Raw genomic sequence first — 20148 nt, forward strand, 5'->3', positions numbered from 1 at the left:
CGCAGAGGAGGGCGTATCTTTGAGTTATGCGCTTCCTACTCTTCTTACTATTACTTGTTGCTCCGGCTGTACACGCCCAGGACAAACCTGCCTACCGCCTGTTCACGGCTGCCGGCAAGCCTGCCGACTACGACAAAATGCTGGCCCAGCTGGCCCAGGCCGATGTGGTGCTGTTTGGCGAGCAGCACAACGACCCTATTGCGCACTGGCTGGAATTGCAGGTAGCCCGCGACCTGGCTCAGCGCAAGCAAGGCCAGCTGGTGCTCGGCTTCGAAATGTTTGAGCGCGACGTGCAGCCCTTAGTAGAGCAGTATAACACCGGCGAGCTAACCGACCAGGCCTTCGAGGCCGATAGCCGCCCCTGGCCCAATTATGCTACCGATTACAAACCGCTACTGCAATTAGCCCGGCAGCAAAAGCTGCGCGTGGTTGGCACCAACGTGCCACGTCGCTATGCCTCGCAGGTAGCCAAAGGCAGCCTTTCGACCCTCAACGCCCTACCCGATACGGAAAAGGCCTGGCTGGCGCCCCTACCCATCACCGTCGATTTTGAGCTGCCGGGCTACAAGAACATGCAGGCTATGTTTGGGAGCGATGCGGGTCACGCTGCTGGTGTGCAGAACATCATTCAGGCGCAGGCACTCAAAGATGCCACCATGGCCCATTTTATTGGTCAAAGCAGGCAGCCAGGCCAAACGCTACTGCACTTCAATGGCAGCTACCACTCCGATAACCACGACGGTATTGTGTGGTACTTGCACCAAGCCGCGCCGCAGCTAAAGATCCTCACTATTTCCACCGTATCGCAGGAGCAGCTGCAAAAACTGGACAAGGATAACCTGAAAAAAGCGGACTACGTGGTAGTAGTGCCCACCGATATGACAAAGACCTATTGAATAGGTAAGGGTAGAAGACCGTAGCCAAAATATACGCACAACTCAACGGTATAAAATGCAGTTAACTTCTGCATGAATAAGCTAAAGCAGTGGTGGTCTGATATCAATTCGAGCCTGTGGTTTGTGCCTACCCTGATGGTGGTCGTAGCCATGCTACTGGCCTATGGGCTGGTGATGATTGACGATGGCATCAGCCACGATTGGGTGTCGGAGTACCCCTTGCTATTTGGGGCGGGGGCCGATGGAGCCCGCGGGATGCTCTCGGCTATTGCTAGCTCCATGATTACGGTGGCGGGTCTCATTTTCTCCCTCACGCTGTCTACCCTGGCGCAGGTATCGAGCCAGTACACGCCGCGGCTGCTGCGCAACTTCATGCGCGACCGGGCCAATCAGGTGGTGATGGGCTTTTTCGTAGGCATCTTCGTGTATTGCCTGATGGTGCTGCGCACCATTCGTGGGGGCGACGAGGGCAAGTTCATTCCGTCGTTGGCGGTGGCATTTGGGTTGTTTCTGGCCTTGGTGAGCATTGGCATGCTGATTTTCTTTATTCACCACATTGCCTCATCCGTACAAGCAGCCAACATTATTGCCGGGGCTTCGGAAGAAACGTATAAGTCGATGCAGAAGCTGTTTCCTACCGCGCTGGGGGAGGCCGCCGATGCGGAAGAAAAGGCTGATCTGGCTACCACCGATGGATTGCACTGGTATCCTATCTTGGCGCGCACTACCGGCTACGTACAGGGCATCAACAACGAGTCCATTCTGGAGTTTGCCAAGAAGCAGGATGGCGTCATCCGTATGGAGCATACCATCGGTAGCTTTGTGGCCATGGGCGACCCTCTAGTATCGGTGGCCTTATACCAGGGTGATGAGCAGCCGCTAGCCGAAACGGAGGAAACAATCGAACACCTAAACGATCAGTTCAGCATTGGCCACCAGCGCACGCTGGACCAGGATGCCGGTTTCGGCATTCGCCAGATTGTTGATATTGCGTTGAAAGCGCTGTCGCCGGGCATCAACGATACCACCACGGCCATCATGTGCATCGACCACTTAGGGGGCCTCATCAGCTACCTGGCCAACCGCCAGCTGGGCTCCCCGCTGCGTACGGCCGGCGACCGGGTGCGCGTTATCGCCAACAGCCCGGATTTCGATAAATACGTATCCACCGCCTTCGACCAAATCCGCACCAGCGGCGCCGACAACGTGGCCGTGCACCTGCGTACGCTCACCGCATTTGAAACCATTATACGGCGTACGTCCTCGTTCAAGCGCCGGCAAATAATACGCCGGCAGTGCGAACGAACCCTGCAAACGGCCGAGCAAAACCTCACTGACACGCATGAGCTGCAACGGGTGCGTACGCGGCAGGCCGAAGCCTTGCGGCTGCTGAATACGCCGCTATTAGATAAGCTGCCAGCCTAGCACAGCAACGCAAAAGCCCCTTGCCACTGCACGTGACAAGGGGCCGCGAAGAATAGAAAGCAAAAGGCTACGCCGAGAACGACGAGCCGCAGCCGCAGGTGCTCTTGGCCTGAGGGTTGTTGAACACGAAGCCACGAGCGTTCAGGCCATCTTGGAAGTCGACTTCCATGCCCATCACGTACATGGCGTGCTTTTTATCCATGATGAGCAATACGCCATCCAGGTCGAAGGTTTCATCGGCGTCTTTGGCTTTATCAAAGCCCAGCAGGTAGCTCAGGCCCGAGCAGCCGCCGCCCTGTACGCCCACGCGCAGGCCGTATTCGGTGGGCACGCTTTTATCGCGGAGAATGGTACGAACCTCTTCCAGAGCGCGAGGAGTGAGGCTGATGGGAGCAAGCTTGGTCGAAACAGCAGTAGCCATAAGACAGAGGTAAATAATGTAGAAGGCAAAGATACAAACCGCCGCGCAGAGTACTATTTGCGCGCAGTTCATCAAGTTATAGTATAACACGTTACTATCCCCTACGGTTCACCGTATATCTTTGCGGCCCACTACGGCCACACCGCTCTTTCATCCTTCCTTTCTCTTTTTACGCAGAGGCGCTTTCCGGCGCTTTTCCCTTGTATGGACACTACCGCTTACATTTTTGATTTGCTGAAGATCATTCTGCCTGCCTTGTTGGTGGCGGGTTCTATTTTTTATCTTGTTCAGCAATATTTCGAAAAAGAACAACAGCGCCGCCTGATTGAGCTACGCCTGCAAAGCAGCAAAGAGGTATTGCCCGTGCGCCTGCAAGCCTACGAGCGGATCGTGCTGTTTCTGGAGCGCATCACGCCCAGCAACCTACTAGTGCGCTTGAGCAGCGCCGGCCAATCGGCTCCCGACTACCACCGCCTGCTGCTCCAGGAAGTTCGGGCTGAGTACGAGCACAATCTTTCCCAACAGCTTTACATGAGCTCCGAAGCCTGGCAACAAGTGAAGCAAGCCAAGGAAAACGTGCTCACCATGATTAACAAGGCCTATCATTCCCTACCCCAACCTCAGCAATTGCGCGGCACAGAGCTGGCCAAGCGCGTCCTCGAAACCGTCATTGCCGACGAGGTAGACCCTACTACCCAGGCCCTGAACGTAGTAAAGCAAGAGGCGATAGGGTTGTTTTAGAAGTTTTAGAACGTCATGCTGAGCTTGTCGAAGCATCTCGCGTGCTGACCTAGATAGTATCTGTCGTCAGCACACGAGATGCTTCGACAAGCTCAGCATGACGTTCTTTCTTATGCATATTTTTTCATATTAGCAGCTTGCAGCTAGTTGCCGAAAATATGCCGCCGAGTGCCGCAACCGGCTGCCGTACCAGCTAAACAGCTCCCCATCAACGAGCCGCACAGTAGCCGTTGGGCATAGTTCCCGAAACTCTTTTAGGTGTTTCTCCCGGAAAGGGTAGGGCTCGGAGGAAAGCAAAACCTGCTGAGGCTGCGCGGCGGCTAGTTGCGCTGGCGTAATCTCAGGGTAGCGCTGCTGATCGGCAAATACATTCTCGAAGCCGGCACGGTGCAGCATGTCGTTGATAAACGTATCGGCAGCGGCCACCATATAAGGCTTGCGCCAAATAAAATAAGCAGTAGGTAGCGGTGGCTGCGCGGCAGATAACGTGGCAAAGGAATTCTCAATTTCGATGGCCAGCACGTTGGCACGGACGGCAGTGCCCGTAAGCAGGCCTACTTGCCGAATCATCACAAGCGCGTCGGGCAGTGTGGCAATGTCACTGATCCATACAGGGTAGGATGCCGCTAATTGTTCTATACCTTCCTGGTAGTTCTCTTCTTTGTTACCCAGAATTAAATCGGGTTGTAGGGTCGCAATCTTCTCAAAATCGAAGTTCTTAGTGCCCCCGATAACCACAGCCGACTGTCGCGCGTCGGCCGGATGGATGCAAAACTTCGTGACGCCCACCACTCGCTCACTCAGTCCCAAATCAAACAACAATTCCGTCTGCGAAGGTACCAGTGACACAATGCGTTGCGGCGGAAAAGGCACCACCACGCGCCGACCTAGCTGATCGGTGAGTGTGAGGGGTAGGGAGGATATAGGAGGAAGCTGCATAAGCAAGACGGGCTGCTGCTCACGTTTGTGTAGAACAGCAGCCCATTAAAAAATAAGAAAACGTGGGTTTATTTGAAGTACCGGAAATCGTGGCCGTCCTCAATGCGCAGCACGGTTTCGTAGATCAACTTAATCACGTTTTCTACGTCGTCTTTGTGCACGGTTTCTACTGTGGTGTGCATGTACTTGAGGGGTAGGGAAATAAGGGCCGCGGCCACGCCCATGCCGGCGTAAGCAAAGGCATCGGTATCAGTGCCAGTGGCGCGGGTAGCGGCCGCCCGCTGGAACGGTATTTCGGACTTTTGCGCTGTCTCAATGATCAGGTCACGCAGGTTGTTTTGCACGGCCGGACCATAGGTAACCACCGGCCCACGGCCGCAGAACAGGTCGCCAGACGTCTTTTTCTCGTACATCGGCGACTGCGTGTCGTGGGTTACATCGGTGATGATGGCCACGTCGGGTTGCAAGCGGTGGGCAATCATTTCGGCTCCGCGCAGGCCAATTTCCTCCTGCACCGAATTCACCACGTACAGGCCGAAGGGTAGGGTTTTGCCTTCTTCCTTCAGGCGACGCGCTACCTCAGCAATCATGAAACCGCCCACGCGGTTGTCGAGCGCCCGGCCCACGTAGTACTTGTCGTTCATCACCATGAACTCGTCTTCGAAGGTGACGACGGAGCCCACATGAATGCCCATCGCTTCCACTTCCTCCTTGCTCGACGCACCGCAATCGAGGTACACGGTTTCCATGGTAGGAGCTTTGTCTTGGTCCACCTTGCGCACGTGGATGGCCGGCCAGCCGAACACTGCTTTCACAATGCCCTTGGACGTGTGAATGTTCACGCGCTTGCTGGGCGCCACCAGTGGGTCGGAACCGCCGTTTTTGCGCAGGTACAAGAAGCCCGATTCGGTGATGAAGTTGACGAAGTAGCTTATTTCGTCGGCGTGGGCTTCAATGACTACTTTGTACTTGGCTTCGGGGTTGATAATGCCCACCACCGTGCCGTAGGTGTCGATTAGGTAGTCATCCACATAGGGCCGCACGTAGTCGAGCCATAATTTCTGTCCTTCCTTTTCGAAACCGGTAGGGGAGGCATTGTTGAGGTATTTCTGAAGAAAATCGAAAGATTCGGGACGCATATAAGAAGAATATTTTTCGCACAGAGAGTAACGTTCGCGAGAAGCACCTACGAAGTCTGCGTGTAAAAAGCTCTATGCAATTCGTTTTTACATCGCTTGCGACTTCGTACAAAAACTTACAGTGGGATATTACCGTGTTTTTTCCGGGGTAATTGATCGACTTTGTTTTCCAACATCTTAAACGCTCGTATCAGTTTCTGACGGGTTTGCGAGGGTAGGATAACCTCATCTACGAAGCCACGGTGAGCGGCGCGGTAGGGCGTGGCAAATTTTTGTTGGTAGTCGTCTACCTTTTCCTGGAGCTTGGCTTCGGGGTCTTCGGCCTCCGCGATTTCACGCTTAAAGATAATTTCGGCGGCTCCCTTGGCGCCCATCACCGCAATTTCGGCAGTAGGCCAAGCATAGTTTAAATCGGCACCAATGTGCTTGCTGTTCATCACATCGTAGGCACCGCCATAGGCTTTGCGCGTAATGACCGTCACGCGGGGCACGGTGGCTTCGCAGAAAGCATACAGTAACTTAGCGCCGTTGGTGATGATGCCGCGCCACTCTTGGTCGGTGCCGGGTAGGAAACCGGGTACGTCTTCCAGCACCAGCAGCGGAATATTAAACGCGTCGCAGAACCGCACAAACCGCGCGGCTTTGGTACTGGCGTTGATGTCGAGCACGCCCGCCAGTACGGCCGGTTGGTTGCCCACAATGCCGATGCTGCGGCCAGCCAGTCGGGCAAAGCCTACCACAATGTTCTCAGCAAAATTCTGATGCACTTCCAGAAAAGAATCCGCATCAATGATGCCCTCTATTACCTCCCGAATATCATACGGCTGGTTGGGGTTGTCGGGAATGAGCGTGTCCAACTCGGGGCGCTGCTCGTCGCCGACAGGCGTATAAGGCAGGCTAGGAGCGGTTTCCTCGCAGTTTTGGGGCATGTAGCTCAGCAGTTGCTTGAGTTGCTGAATACAGGCCACCTCGTTGGGCGCCGTGAAGTGCGTGACGCCGCTTTTGGTGGAGTGCGTGCTGGCGCCGCCCAATTCCTCGCTGGTCACGGTCTCATGGGTCACGGTTTTCACCACGTTGGGGCCGGTCACGAACATATAGCTTGTGTCCTCCACCATCAGAATAAAGTCCGTAATGGCCGGCGAGTACACCGCACCTCCCGCGCACGGTCCCATCACGGCCGAAAGCTGGGGCACTACCCCCGAGGCTAGGGTATTCTTATAGAAGATGTCAGCATAGCCGCCCAGACTCACTACCCCTTCCTGAATACGCGCCCCGCCCGAGTCGTTCAGCCCGATAACAGGTGCGCCGTTCTTCATGGCCAGGTCCATAATCTTCACGATTTTCTCGGCGTGGGTCTCGCTCAACGAGCCGCCGAACACCGTGAAATCCTGGGAGAAAACGTACACGAGTCGGCCGTTTACGGTGCCGTAGCCGGTTACTACACCGTCGCCGAGGTAGTACTCCTTATCTAGCCCAAAATCCTTGGAGCGGTGCATCACAAACTTCCCGATTTCCTCAAACGAGCCTTCATCGAGCAGTAAATCCAGCCGTTCGCGGGCTGTGAGCTTTCCTTTTTTGTGCTGGGCATCGATGCGGGCCTGACCACCGCCGAGTAGGGCTTCGGCATTCTTGGCTTCGAGTATTTCTAACTTGGTGTGGTGGGCATTGGCGTGTGGGTCGGTCATGCGGGTGGGGTAGGGGGTGAACTTCAAAGGTAAGGCAGGAAACAAAAAAAGCCGCACCAGAATTTGGGGCGGCTTTATGCTTGTGGTAAATCTTGTGTAATTGATTGATAAACACAGAGAAAATAAAAAGACAGGCCGCTTCCTCGCGGAAACGGCCTGTCTTTTTGTACACTATATGACTTACTTGTCTTTCTTCTTATCCGAAGCGTCGTCCGGGGCCGGAGTTTCTTCCGGGCGCTCGTCGCTTGGCAAGTCAGGAGCTTCGTCACTCTTGCTGACGGAGAAGGTTAGCTCTTCAGCGCCTTCCGTATAGTCAGCCGTGATAACGTCACCGTGGGCGATTTGCGCCTTCAGGATTTCCTCTGCAATCGGATCTTCAATGTACTTCTGGATGGCCCGGTTCAGCGGACGAGCACCGTACTTCGGATCATAGCCTTTGTCGGCTACAAAGTCCTTGGCGGCCTCAGTCAACTCTACACGGTAGCCCAACGACTGGATGCGCGACAGCAGCTTCGAGAGCGAAATGTCGATGATCTGATGGATGTCTTTCTTCTCTAACGAGTTGAAGACAATCACGTCGTCCAAACGGTTAAGAAACTCGGGCGAGAACGTCTTACGCAGGGCGTTGGTGATGGTACCTTTCGTAATCTCGTCCAGGTTTTCCGTACGAGCTTTCGTACCGAAACCAATGCCTACCCCGAAGTCCGCCAGATCACGTGCCCCGATGTTCGAGGTCATAATGATGATGGTGTTCCGGAAGTCCACCTTGCGGCCCAAGCCGTCAGTCAGGATACCGTCGTCCAGTACCTGCAATAGCAGGTTGTATACGTCGGGGTGCGCTTTTTCAATCTCGTCGAGTAGGACAACCGAGTACGGCTTACGGCGGATTTTCTCCGTCAGCTGACCGCCCTCTTCGTAACCTACGTAACCGGGAGGCGCGCCTACCAGGCGCGATACGCTGAATTTCTCCATGTATTCCGACATGTCGATGCGCACCAGCGACTCTTCTTTGTCGAAGAGGTAGTTCGCTAGCACCTTCGCCAGTTCGGTCTTACCTACCCCGGTTGGGCCGAGGAACACGAACGAGCCAATTGGCTTCTTCGGATCTTTCAAGCCTACACGGGTACGCTGGATGGCTTTCACAAGCTGAGCAATGGCCTTGTCCTGACCAATTACTTTGCCCTTCAGCTCCTCACCCATGTTGAGCAGCTTAGCACTTTCGTTCTGAGCCACGCGGGATACGGGGATGCCAGTCATCATAGCGATAACCTCGGCCACGTTCTCCTCTTTCACGGTGTAACGCTTCTTCTTGGTCTCCTCTTCCCAGTCCTTTTTGGCCTGCTCAAGTTGATCAATCAGCTTCTTTTCCGTGTCGCGAAGCTTGGCGGCTTCCTCGTATTTCTGCGACTTCACCACGCGGTTTTTCTCACCTTTAATATTCTCAATCTGCTCTTCGAGCTTGAGAATATCCTCGGGCACCACGATGTTGTTGATGTGCACGCGGGCACCGGCTTCGTCCAGAATATCAATGGCCTTGTCAGGTAGGAAACGGTCCGACATGTAGCGGTCCGACAGCTTCACGCACTGCTCAATAGCCTTATCGGTGTACACCACGTGGTGGTGGTCCTGATACTTGTCCTTGATGTTGTGCAGGATTTCGATGGTCTCCTCGGGCGTGGTAGGATCTACCATCACCATCTGGAAACGACGGGCCAGGGCACCATCCTTCTCGATGTACTGGCGGTACTCGTCGAGGGTAGTAGCACCGATGCATTGAATCTCGCCACGGGCCAAAGCTGGCTTGAACATGTTGCTGGCATCCAGCGAGCCCGAAGCTCCACCGGCACCTACAATGGTGTGCAGCTCGTCAATGAACAGAATTACGTCGGGCGACTTTTCCAGCTCGTTCATCACGGCCTTCATGCGCTCCTCAAACTGTCCGCGGTACTTGGTACCCGCTACCAGCGACGCCAGATCCAGCGTTACCACGCGCTTGTTGAACAGCACGCGCGACACTTTCTTCTGGATGATGCGCAGAGCCAAGCCCTCCGCAATGGCCGTTTTGCCAACACCAGGCTCACCGATCAGAATCGGGTTGTTCTTCTTGCGGCGCGACAGGATTTGCGCTACGCGCTCAATTTCCTTTTCGCGGCCCACAATTGGGTCGAGCTTGTCTTCCTCGGCGAGCTTGGTCAGGTCGCGGCCAAAATTGTCGAGCACGGGCGTACGCGACTTCTCGTTGCCTTTCTTGGGGGCAGCACCGGAGCCGCCACGGCCCTGGCCACCGCCAAACAGACGGTCGTTGTCGTCGTCATCAGCTTCGGGGCCGTTGGTGGGGTTGTTGCTCGCGGCACCGTGATAGTCCAGCGAGTCACGTACAGATTCGTAGTTCACGTTGAATTTGCTGAGAATCTGGGACGAGATGTTGTCCTCATCGCGCAAAATCGACAGCAGCAAGTGTTCAGTGCCGATGATTTCGCTCTTGAAGATTTTCGCCTCCAGATAGGTGATTTTTAGGACTTTTTCAGTCTGTTTCGTCAGCGGGATAGAGCCAGTAATGCTCGTGCCCTGCGTAGCCGTATTACGGGTAGCTTGTTCCAGGGCATACTTTAGCTCTTCCACCGAGACACCCAATTTCTTGAGCAGCCCAATGGCAGTGCCTTCCCCTTCGCGAATCATGCCCAGCAATAGATGTTCGGTTCCGATATAGTCGTGACCGAGCCGGATGGCTTCTTCCCGGCTCAGGGAAATCACTTCCTTGACTCGGTTTGAGAATTTAGCTTCCATGCAGATAAGTAATAAAGAAAAACGGAACCCCGCAAGCCCACGAGTGAGATCAGGGCACGGATTAGGCCGATTGTACCTGAAAACAGATAAGCTCGGGCGAAGGTTCTACTAGCCGTATTTGACCTTACGTAAGAAAGGCGCCGGCGGCTGGACCTTGCATAAACAACAGGTCCAGGATACTTAGATTGGGTACAAATTGTACGCCAAAGGTCTGGGGGTAGGCAGGGCCCGACGTCCTGTCAGGTTGGTCTGCCACAGCGGCTTTGGGCGTCAGCCAGTCACGACGGTCAAGCAAGGCGCTGTCCGATGTAACCGGATGACAAGAAATGTATTCTTGCGTGAGTTCTACGTGAAGTCGCAAGCGTAAGCAACGCAGGTAAAAACGCAGTAGCTGTGTGTTCAGGTCAAAAAGTAGGGTAGGGCGCTGGTAGTAGATGTCGTGCAGATAATCAGCGTAATACTCAAAATACGGTGTGCCGCCATATGCAGTTTGCAGCGTGCGCCAGTGCTGGTGCACCCAGTTCTGCCGATAGTCGATTTCAATGGCCGAGGTGGCAATTTTCTCACTTCGGTTGCCGTCTATTACCGGCACCGTGAGGGGCTTCACGCCCTGCGCCGTCAGGATCAGGCAGCGGTTGCGGTAGGTCTGTTTGCGGTAGTGGTCGTGGGCCTCTAGCAGCAGCGTGTCCTGCCCTACCAGCTCGGCAAAGAAGGCAATGGGCGGGTTGTACTGCGACTCGAAAATGACCACGGGCGAACTGGCTAACTTGTTGAGTAGGGTAGGGCACGAAGCCGCAGACTTTTGTTGTTCAACAATCCAACCAGCCCCGAACCGGCTACCTTTACCCGCCAAACTGACACGATGCGTATTCTCCTCAGCTTCTTTTTTGTCCTTTTGACGGCCACTGTGCAGGCCGCCACGCCCCAACTGCTGCTCGATGTAGCGCATTTTCGCAACGAAGACCGCACCGTGAAAGGCTCGGTGGTGGAGCTGTACGCCACCGTGTCGGGTACAGGGCTGACCTACCTGCGCCGGGCGCCCAAAACGTTTCAGGCGGCGGCCGTGCTCACGCTGGAAATCCTGAAAGCCGACGGCCAGCCTGCCTACCAGGAAACCGTAACGCTGAAACCACCCGTGCTCAGCGACACTACAGCGGCCATCAAGAGTCCTATCAGCTTCCAGAAGCGCGTAGTCCTGCCCGATGGTCAGTACACGGTGCGCGCCCGTCTGCGCGACCAATATAAAGCCGGCAGCGAGACTACAGTAGACCAGTCGCTTACGCTGCAAACCAAGGACAAAGAAGCTTTTCTAAGTGACATTGTGCTGCTGGCACGACCAGCGGCGAAGTCAGGCGTGCAGGACAATTTTGCGCGGGGCGGGCTGCGGTTGTCGCGGGCGCCGGGGGGCTACTACGGGCGTGGCACCACGCAAATTTTTTTCTACGCCGAGCTATACCAAGCGCCCGCCGGACAACCGCTAAAGGTGCGCTACCGCATTGCCTCTGATGAAGGTGGCGCCGCCGAAGCCGAGACTACGCTCGAGCAGGCTGCGCAAGGCAAGCCTACCACTATTGCCGGCGAGTTGCCTCTTGGGCCGCTTCCCAGCGGGCAATATATTTTCACTATTGAAATTCGCGACGCGAAAAACCAGCTGCTTACTACGCAAAGCACTGTACTGACCCGCGACATGGAAGACTACGCGCCCGCTGGCGCCACCAACTAACGCATGCCTCCCTCTACCCCTGCCAAACCCTACCCCTGGTACCTCCGTCCCGTCAACTGGCTGCTGATTGGGCTGTCCCGGCTGCCGCTGTCGGTGCTGTATTTTCTGGCCGATGGCATTTATCTGCTACTGGCCTACGGAGTGCGCTACCGCTGGCGCGTCATCACGGAGAATATTCGCAACTCGTTTCCCGAGAAAACGGAGGTGGAGGTGGCCGCCACCGGCCGGGCTTTCTATCGGCACTTCGCCCAAGTGATGGTGGAGATTCTAAAGCTACGTACCATTTCAGCGAAGGAGCTAGGTAGGCGGGTGCGCTTCACCAACCCTGAGCTGATTGAGCCGTTGTTTGAGGCCGGCCGTACTGTCCTCACGCTGGGCTCGCACGCTGGCAATTGGGAGTGGATTTTGTCGGGCGCGGCGGTGCGGTTTCCGGGTAGGGCCGATGGGGTATATAAGCCGCTGAGTAGCCCTTTCTTTGAGAGCTTTATGTATGAGTTGCGCACCCGCACCGGAGCGGTGCTAGTGCCCATGCGCAATACATTGCGCCACCTGCTGAGCACCCGCGGCGAAGGACGTGCACTTAGCCTGCTCACCGATCAGGCCGCTGGTCCCCGGGATAGTCCCTATTGGACCACCTTCCTGCACCAGGATACCAGCTTCTACACCAGCGCCGACCGCCTAGCCCCGCAACTACAAGCACCGGTGTTCTACGTCAGTATCCAGCGCGCGCGACGCGGCTATTACGACATCACCATTACATTGCTTTACGACGGCTATGCGCCCATTGAAAAGGGTTCCTACCCTATTGCCGAGGACTTCGCCCGCCTGCTGGAGCGTGACATTCAGGCCGCACCCGAACAATATCTCTGGTCGCACCGTCGCTGGAAACACAAGCGGAATGTTGAGTAGAAGCGCTGACTGAGAGACGCTCTTTCAGTCAGCGCTTCACTATTTCACCTTACAAATACTGCTCAATATCTCCCGCGCCCTGGCGGATGATGTCGAAGTCCTCATTGGTGCAGTCGACTACGGTGCTGGCGACGTTGTTGCCGAAGCCGCCGTCAATTACGAGGTCTACCAGGGAGCGGTATTTCTCGAAAAGCAGATCGGGGTCGGTGGTGTATTCCAACACCTCATCATCGTCGCGGATGGAGGTGGAGACGATGGGGTTGCCCAACTCGCGCACCAGGCTGGTGCAAATCTGATTGTCGGGCACGCGGATACCCACGGTTTTGCGCTTTACGCCCCCGTAGCGCGGAGCCTGCGGGCTTGCTTCAAAGATGAAGGTGAACGGGCCGGGTAGGGCCTTCTTCAGCACCTTATACATGGGCGTAGTAATGCCGTGGGCGTAGTCGGTGATGTGCGACAAATCGGCACAGATAAATGACAAATTGGCTTTATCTGGGTGAATGCCTTTAATGCGACAGAGCTTTTCCACGGCTTTAGCGTTGTGAATATCGCAGCCCAAACCATAGATAGTATCCGTGGGATAAATAATGACCCCGCCTTTGCGCAGCACTTCTACGGCTTGCAGCAGACGGTTTTGGGGTGGATTATCGGGGTGAATGCGAAGCAACGTAGCAGCCATAGGAAAGCAGAAGGATTGAGTGAAAACTGATGCTACCACCAAACGGTGGGGTAGGAGAAAGGTAGCAGGCAGAACAGAAAAACAACGTTGCCTGTCTGCTATTTCGGCCACAGCGGGTCGAAATGTATCCTCTTAATACATGGTAGTCGCTCCGAAAGTTTTGGGGGCTTGCTACCCACAGCCAGAAGTTAGCGCGGCAGAACTCGTACTTTTGGGGTGGATACTCCTGGTGTGCCCGTTTGGGATGCCCCGGCGAAGAGTATCGGCCAGTATCTTCCTTCTCAACCCGTTGCCTGCCGCATGGCTACCCCATCTCAACCTACCCCTAATATTATCGAGCGCCGCGATAAGGCCCTCAAGCGTCGTAAGCGCATTGGCACCGTGGTGGCGCTGGCGGGCGTGCTGTTCGTAAGCTTCTCATACTATTTCTACCAGGTGTTCTACACCGCCAACGTGGACACCAACGGCCGGCCTACCTACGTGCTCATCCGGCGCGGTGAGCCGTATAAAGCTGTGCTAGACAGCATCTATGCCTCTGGCGCCATCGTCGATAAACTCTCGTTTGCCTTCGTAGCCAAGCTAATGAAGTATCCCGAGCTGGTGAAGCCCGGTCGCTACGAACTGAAAGACGGCTATACCAACCGCCAGCTGGTATCGGACTTACGCGCCGGGCGGCAGTCGCCCCTGAAACTCACGTTCCAGAACATTCGACTGCGCAAGGACTTGGCGCTCAAGCTCAGCCACACCATCGATAGCCGGCCGGGGCAATTCGATTCGCTGCTGAGCAGCCCGAGCTACACCAAAAGCTTGGGCTTCGATACCACGACTATCCTCACGATGTTCATTCCGAATACCTACGAGCTGTATTGGAATTCTTCGGCCGACAACCTCATGCAACGCATGAAAAAGGAGTACGAGAAGTTTTGGACGCCCGCCCGCGACGCCAAGCGCCAAAAGCTAGGCCTCACGCGCGCCCAGGTGAGCACGCTGGCCAGCATTGTGGAGGCTGAGCAGCAGCAGCACGCCGACGAGCGCCCCCGCGTGGCAGGTGTGTACCTCAACCGCCTCCAGCGCGGCATGAAGCTGCAAGCCGACCCTACCGTAGTGTACGCCAACGGCGACTTCGGCATCAAGCGCGTGCTCAACGTGCATTTGCAGAAGGATTCGCCCTACAACACGTACAAATACAACGGCCTACCCCCCGGTCCCATCAACCTGCCCAGCATCGCCAGCATCGACGCCGTACTGAATCCCGAGGACCACAACTACCTCTATTTCTGCGCGAAAGAGGATTTTAGCGGCTACCACGCCTTTGCCACCAACGAGGCAGCACACTTGGTAAATGCCCGCCGTTACCAGGCCGCCCTGACGAGGAGCGGAATTATGAAATAACAGATCGTCATGCTGAGGGAAGCATGACGGTCTGTTTTGATTACTCAGTTACTACTCACTCTTATGTACTCTCACGACACCCTCATTCGCGTGCGCTACGCCGAGACGGACCAGATGGGCTACGTCTACCACGGCAACTACGCGGCCTACTTTGAGGTAGCGCGTACCGAGGCGTTCCGGCAGCTGGGCATCAGCTATAAGGCCATGGAGGCCGAAGGGGTAGGGATGCCCGTGGGCGAGTTACGCACCCGCTTCCGCCGCCCCGCCCGCTACGACGACCTGCTGACCGTGCGGATGCTGCTGCGTCAGCCCGCCGAGGGCACGCGCATTCTGTTCGAATACGAAATCTATAGCGAGGCGCAGGAGCTGCTTACCGAAGGCCACACGCTCATGGTATTCGTGAATATGAGCACCGGCCGACCCGTGCCCATTCCAGCGGCCATTCAGCAAAAACTGCTTCCCTATTTCACCGAGGAGGAAACGGCCGGCCCGCTCACGCCACCCAAAACGCCCGCCTCGGAAGCGCCCGCCCCAGCCGCTTTCCTGAAAAAGGAGTAAAAGGAGGGTAGGAGCCACGGAATTCGTTGGGCTGATCCGCGGTTACGCACAAACTCACCACTCACCATTTCACCACCTACCGCATGCGTCTACCCGTTCGCCGCTACCGCCTCTCCGACATTCGTCAGCGCCGCAGCTACCGCCGCCTGATGGTGTGGCTGAAGCGCTTGCGCTTCGCGGGGGGTAGGGCGTCGGTGTACGATGTGATGGACCGCATGATTCAGGAGTCGAAGCTGGACAGCATCACCAAGCGCGCCAGTTACATGGCGTTCAACCTGACCATTGCCATCTTCCCCACCATCATCTTCCTGTTCACGCTGATACCGTACATCCCGGTACCCAACCTGAACGTGGACATCCTGCAATTCATCGGCGACCTGATGCCGAAGGAGATGTACGCCGCCACGGCCAGCACCATCAATGACATCATCACGATTCAACATGGTGGCTTGCTGTCGTTTGGTTTTGCTACCGCGCTGGTACTCAGTTCCAACGGCATCATGGCCCTGCTCGATGCATTCGAGAAAAAGTACCCGTCGTTTAAGCGACGCACCTACGTGCGCAAGCGCGTCATTGCCACGTTGCTGACGGTGGTGCTGTCGGTGCTACTGCTGGTGGCCATCACAGGTATTTTCTTCGGTACCTATATCATCGACTGGCTGGTATTCCATGAGGTAGTGTCCGAAACCTTTACGGATCAGTTGATTACCATTGTGAAGTATGGCTCCGTTACGGGCCTTTCGCTGATGATAACCTGCCTGATTTACTACTATGTGCCGCCCGTGCACAACAAATGGCCGTTTGTGTCGGCGGGGGCGGTAGTGGCCACGGTGCTGATCTTTATCGTGTCCTTTCTATTTATTCTCTACGTCAAGATCTTCGACAGCTACAACCATTTTTACGGCTCCATCGGCACGCTTATCGGTCTGATGGTGTGGCTGGATTTCGTATGCATGACCCTGATTCTGGGCTTTGAGGTGAACGTGAGCATTGATGCCGTGACCGGGCGACTGCGACACGGCAAGGAGGCTACCCCACCCCGCCGTCGGCTGCATTTTCCCGGTCGGTCAGATAAGGTAATAGCGGCGGGCTAAATTATTCAGCCTCAAGAAGGAACGTTAGAGACAAGCAGCGTCACAGAAAAAAGATTAAAAAAAACGCTTGTAGCGCTTGCGTACCCTACCTCGGCCTGCTACTTTTGTCGACCCAAACCCACTCGTTTGGACCTTAGAGAGGTGGCAGAGTGGTCGAATGCGACGGATTCGAAATCCGTTATACCTGCAAGGGTATCGGGGGTTCGAATCCCCCCCTCTCTGCAAAGGCCTTTCATTGCTGCGGAAAGAGCCTTTTTGTTAGCAGCAACTAGTTAGAGGAGTGGCAGAGTGGTCGATTGCGGCGGTCTTGAAAACCGTTGAGGGTTAAACCTCCGGGGGTTCGAATCCCTCCTCCTCTGCAAAGCAAAAGCCCCGTTTCCAGCTGGAAACGGGGCTTTTGCTTTTATGAAATGCGCGCAATCGTAGCGTTACGACAGCAGCCGGGCTTGATGTGCAATGCCAATCAGCTTGGGCGCATTCTTGAGGGTAGCTAGTACCAGTTCTTTGGTGGCTTGCTTTACCTCATCCTTGCTAATATCGTGGGCTTCTTCCCGCACAAGGTTGGTGATGGTTTGGAAGGAATGGGTAAGCACGCGTCGGCGGGGGCGTTCTGCTTTCAACTCCATGAAAGCGACGGCAATGTGCGCCTGAATTTTCTTGCGGCGCGTATGAAACACCGACTCTTGCGCCACTTGCGGCTGAATGGCCTGAAGCAGCGTCACCAGCGGAACAAGCTTGGTAGCGGTGGCGCCTACGGCCCGATCCAAACGACGCATTGGCGCGTGCTGAGGTAGACCTTCTGGCTGGGCGGGTAATGGGGTAGGGGATGCTAGTTGCTCAGGAGGTAGCGAATCAGAAGACGCCATTGAATAGAAGGATAGAGTTTGTAGAAATCGAATATAGCACTGCCCGCACAGGATAGATACCAGCGTATGCACAACAAATTAGAATCGCGGTGTGCGCCAGGGCCAGCAGTAATAGCAAAGCCCCGTTTCTACGTAAGAAACGGGGCTTTTTGTGGTGCGATTGATTAGAAGGTAGTGCCAGAGGCGGGTAGGCTGAGCAGCTTGGCAATTAGCCCGGTCCAGCCGGTTTGGTGGGTGGCGCCCAGGCCGTGGCCGTCGTCGCCGTGGAAGTACTCGTGGAAGAGAATGTGGTTGCGGAAATGCGGATCGGTTTGCAGCAACGGGGTGTTGCCGAAGGCCGGGCGCCGACCCTGCGCATCCTGGCGGAGCAGGCCCGTGAGGCGGTCGGAGAGAGCCAGGGCTACGTCGCGCAGGTTGTAAAGCTGGCCCGAACCGGTAGGGTACTCAATGGTGAAGGAGTCACCGTAATACGCATGGAACCGTTGCAACGACTCAATAATCAGGAAGTTGATAGGAAACCAGATGGGGCCGCGCCAGTTGGAGTTACCCCCAAACATGCTGGACTCGGCCTCGCCGGGAATGTAGCCTACCTCGAAATCGTCCTCCTCCGTGCTGAACACATACGGATGCTCCAGGTGATAGCGCGATAAGGCCCGAATGCCGTGGGGGGCCAGAAACTCGCTTTCGTCCAGCATACGGCGCAGCACGTGGCCTAACCGCTCGCGCCGCAGCAACGACAGCTTGTGTCGCGCGCCCCTACCCGGCTCCTGCCACCGCGACACCAGCTTGGCCAGGTGCGGCCGGTTTTCGAGTAGCCAGATGGCGCGGGCCGTAAACTCCGGCACGGTATCGAGCAGTTCCTGGTCGATGACCTCCACGGCAAACAGCGGAATCAGCCCCACGATGGAGCGTACTTTCAGGATGGTGCGCTCGTCGTCGGGGGTGCGCAGTACGTCGTAGTAGAACTGGTCTTCGTCGTCCCACAGGTCGAAGCGGCCGTCGCCGCCACGGGTCATGGCGTCGGCAATGTAGAGGAAGTGCTCGAAGAACTTACCGGCAATTTCCTGGTACACGGTGTTGGTGCCGGCCAGCTCCAGGGCCATGCGCATCAGGTTGAGGGCAAACATGGCCATCCAGCTGGTGCCGTCGCTCTGCTCGATGTGGCCGCCGGTGGGTAAGGGCGCCGAGCGGTCGAACACGCCAATGTTATCCAGCCCCAAGAAGCCGCCCTCAAAGATGTTCCGCTCACTTTTGTCCTTGCGGTTCACCCACCACGTGAAGTTGAGCGTGAGCTTGTGAAAGACAGCTTCCAAGAACTGCAGGTCGCCGTGGCCGCGCAACTTTTTGTCCATCTGGTACACGCGCCAGGTGGCCCAGGCGTGCACGGGCGGGTTCACGTCGGAGAGGTTCCACTCGTAGGCGGGCAACTGGCCGTTGGGGTGCAGGTACCAGTCTTTGGTAAGGAGGCGTAGCTGCTGCTTGGCAAACTCGGCGTCTACCATCGCCAGCGGAATGCAGTGGAACGCCGAGTCCCAGGCCGCGTACCAGGGATACTCCCACTTGTCGGGCATGGAGATGATATCGGCGTTGTAGAGATGGCGCCAGTTGGCGTTGCGGCCCTTGCGGCGGCGCACCGACGACTTGGGACCCTTCGGCTCACCGTCGAGCCACTTCGTCACGTCGTAATAATAAAACTGCTTGCTCCAGAGCATGCCGGCAAAGGCCTGCCGCTGAATATTGCGCGAATCTTCGTCAGTCACACTTTCCTGTACGCAGTCGTAGAACTCGTCGGCTTCCTGCTGGCGCTGAGCAAACACGGCGTCAAACTCTGCAAAAGGCGCTTCGTGGGTGGGCTGGCTGAGGCGGACGCGGATGGTCTGGGAGGTGCCAGCCTCTAGGCTGAGCCGGTAGTGGGCCGCGGCCTTGGTGCCTACTTTAGCCGGGTTAACGGCGCTGGGGTCGCCCTCCACCACGTAGTCGTTGATGCCGTCTTTAAAGTAGCGCGTTGCGCGGGGTGGCTCTTGCAGACGGATGTAGTTGGTGTCGTTGTCACAGAACAGCAGGTCGGGCTGCCGGTCGCAGTAGAGGTGGTAGCGGCCCAGCGCCTCGTGGTCGGCTTGCACGACGCCGGGGGCGGGGGTGCGCATCTGGGGGCGGGTAGGATTGCCCTCGCCCCAGGCCCAAGTATTGCGAAACCAGAGTTGCGGCAGCACGTGCAGGCGGGCCTTGCGCGGCCCCCGGTTATGGATGGTCAGCTGAATGAGTACATCATCCGGCCCGGCCTTGGCGTATTCAATGAACACATCGAAATAGCGGCCGTCGTCAAAAATACCCGTATCCAGCAACTCGTACTCGGGCTGCTGGCGCGTGCGGCGCTTGTTTTTGCGCAGCAGCTTCTGATACGGAAACGTGCGTTGCGGATACTTGTAGAGCATCCGCATGTAGGAGTGGGTAGGGGTGCTGTCGAGGTAGTAATACAGCTCCTTCACGTCCTCGCCGTGGTTGCCCTCGCCATTGGTCAGGCCAAACAGGCGCTCCTTCAGAATCTCGTCGTTCTCGTTCCATAAGCCCACGCCAAAGCACAGATGCTGCTTGTCGTCGCTGATGCCGCCGAGGCCTTCCTCGCCCCAGCGGTAAGCGTAGCTGCGGGCCATGTCGTGGGTGATGTAGTCCCAGGCATTGCCATCGGGGCTGTAATCTTCGCGTACCGTACCCCACTGGCGCTCGGTGAGGTAGGGACCGAATTTCTTCCACGGAATAGTGGCAGATTCGGCCAAGCGTTGTTGTTCGTGCGTCATGCAGGGAAAGCTCGTAGGTAGGGCCAACGGTTAAGTCCGGCCCAATAGACTGTCTACCGTTACTGTCAGAAACGAATCAGGTTGCGGAGAAGCTGC

17 protein-coding genes and 2 tRNA genes are annotated in these 20148 nt (G+C 56.3%); 10 read left to right on the forward strand and 9 right to left on the reverse strand.

Features of this window, described 5'->3' with window-relative positions; genetic code table 11:
- Positions 1–26 precede the first annotated feature (26 nt).
- A complete protein-coding gene (locus F1C16_RS02120) occupies positions 27–896 on the forward strand; it encodes a ChaN family lipoprotein (RefSeq protein ID WP_185282741.1) in 870 nt (289 codons plus the stop codon).
- Between the two features lie 72 nt (positions 897–968).
- Entirely contained in the window at positions 969–2321 is a 1353-nt protein-coding gene (locus F1C16_RS02125) for a DUF2254 domain-containing protein (RefSeq protein ID WP_185282742.1), read from the forward strand.
- A 67-nt stretch (positions 2322–2388) separates the two neighbouring features.
- Here the strand turns inward: F1C16_RS02125 and F1C16_RS02130 are convergent, their stop codons facing one another.
- A complete protein-coding gene (locus tag F1C16_RS02130; protein ID WP_185282743.1) occupies positions 2389–2742 on the reverse strand; it encodes an iron-sulfur cluster assembly accessory protein in 354 nt (117 codons plus the stop codon).
- A gap of 204 nt (positions 2743–2946) precedes the next feature.
- Here F1C16_RS02130 and F1C16_RS02135 point away from each other — a divergent pair, with 204 nt between their 5' ends.
- Positions 2947–3483, forward strand: coding sequence for a hypothetical protein (locus F1C16_RS02135; protein ID WP_185282744.1), 537 nt, complete (start codon positions 2947–2949; stop codon positions 3481–3483).
- Between the two features lie 129 nt (positions 3484–3612).
- Here F1C16_RS02135 and F1C16_RS02140 read toward each other — a convergent pair whose 3' ends face one another.
- The 5 genes from F1C16_RS02140 to F1C16_RS02160 form a co-directional block, all read right to left on the reverse strand.
- Positions 3613–4422 carry a helical backbone metal receptor gene (locus F1C16_RS02140; protein ID WP_185282745.1) on the reverse strand — a complete coding sequence of 270 codons (810 nt, stop codon included), beginning with the start codon at positions 4420–4422 and terminating at the stop codon, positions 3613–3615.
- Positions 4423–4490: 68 nt separating this feature from the next.
- A complete protein-coding gene (locus F1C16_RS02145) occupies positions 4491–5561 on the reverse strand; it encodes a M42 family metallopeptidase (protein WP_185282746.1) in 1071 nt (356 codons plus the stop codon).
- A gap of 116 nt (positions 5562–5677) precedes the next feature.
- On the reverse strand, positions 5678–7246 hold the full coding sequence (locus tag F1C16_RS02150; RefSeq protein ID WP_185284190.1) for an acyl-CoA carboxylase subunit beta: 1569 nt from the start codon (positions 7244–7246) through the stop codon (positions 5678–5680).
- A gap of 180 nt (positions 7247–7426) precedes the next feature.
- Positions 7427–10033 carry an ATP-dependent Clp protease ATP-binding subunit gene (locus F1C16_RS02155; protein ID WP_185282747.1) on the reverse strand — a complete coding sequence of 869 codons (2607 nt, stop codon included), beginning with the start codon at positions 10031–10033 and terminating at the stop codon, positions 7427–7429.
- 124 nt (positions 10034–10157) lie between these two features.
- Positions 10158–10982: a WbqC family protein gene (locus F1C16_RS02160; protein WP_185282748.1), complete on the reverse strand. Its 825-nt coding sequence runs from the start codon at positions 10980–10982 to the stop codon at positions 10158–10160.
- Here F1C16_RS02160 and F1C16_RS02165 point away from each other — a divergent pair.
- A complete protein-coding gene (locus F1C16_RS02165; RefSeq protein ID WP_185282749.1) occupies positions 10929–11756 on the forward strand; it encodes a hypothetical protein in 828 nt (275 codons plus the stop codon). The two genes, F1C16_RS02160 and F1C16_RS02165, sit on opposite strands and share 54 nt — an antisense overlap.
- A 3-nt stretch (positions 11757–11759) precedes the next feature.
- On the forward strand, positions 11760–12665 hold the full coding sequence (locus tag F1C16_RS02170; protein ID WP_258048996.1) for a lysophospholipid acyltransferase family protein: 906 nt from the start codon (positions 11760–11762) through the stop codon (positions 12663–12665).
- A gap of 49 nt (positions 12666–12714) precedes the next feature.
- On the opposite strand, the gene F1C16_RS02175 is transcribed toward F1C16_RS02170, so the two are convergent.
- A complete protein-coding gene (locus F1C16_RS02175; protein WP_185282750.1) occupies positions 12715–13344 on the reverse strand; it encodes an L-threonylcarbamoyladenylate synthase in 630 nt (209 codons plus the stop codon).
- Between the two features lie 300 nt (positions 13345–13644).
- Here F1C16_RS02175 and mltG point away from each other — a divergent pair, with 300 nt between their 5' ends.
- From mltG to F1C16_RS02200, 5 genes are all read left to right on the forward strand, one after another.
- Complete coding sequence (gene mltG, locus F1C16_RS02180; RefSeq protein ID WP_185282751.1) at positions 13645–14736, forward strand: endolytic transglycosylase MltG; 1092 nt, start codon at positions 13645–13647, stop codon at positions 14734–14736.
- Between the two features lie 63 nt (positions 14737–14799).
- Positions 14800–15294, forward strand: a complete 495-nt coding sequence (locus F1C16_RS02185) for a thioesterase family protein (RefSeq protein ID WP_185282752.1) — start codon at positions 14800–14802, stop codon at positions 15292–15294.
- A gap of 83 nt (positions 15295–15377) precedes the next feature.
- A complete protein-coding gene (locus tag F1C16_RS02190) occupies positions 15378–16388 on the forward strand; it encodes a YihY/virulence factor BrkB family protein (RefSeq protein ID WP_185282753.1) in 1011 nt (336 codons plus the stop codon).
- A gap of 135 nt (positions 16389–16523) precedes the next feature.
- Positions 16524–16610, forward strand: a tRNA-Ser gene (locus F1C16_RS02195).
- A 52-nt stretch (positions 16611–16662) separates the two neighbouring features.
- A tRNA-Ser gene (locus F1C16_RS02200) sits at positions 16663–16747 on the forward strand.
- 69 nt (positions 16748–16816) lie between these two features.
- On the opposite strand, the gene F1C16_RS02205 is transcribed toward F1C16_RS02200, so the two are convergent.
- Both F1C16_RS02205 and F1C16_RS02210 read right to left on the reverse strand, forming a co-directional pair.
- Complete coding sequence (locus F1C16_RS02205) at positions 16817–17254, reverse strand: hypothetical protein (protein WP_185282754.1); 438 nt, start codon at positions 17252–17254, stop codon at positions 16817–16819.
- A gap of 164 nt (positions 17255–17418) precedes the next feature.
- Entirely contained in the window at positions 17419–20052 is a 2634-nt protein-coding gene (locus tag F1C16_RS02210; protein ID WP_185282755.1) for a glucosidase, read from the reverse strand.
- Positions 20053–20148: the final 96 nt, after the last annotated feature.

It is taken from the genome of Hymenobacter sp. NBH84, assembly GCF_014217645.1.
Lineage (GTDB): Bacteria > Bacteroidota > Bacteroidia > Cytophagales > Hymenobacteraceae > Hymenobacter > Hymenobacter profundi.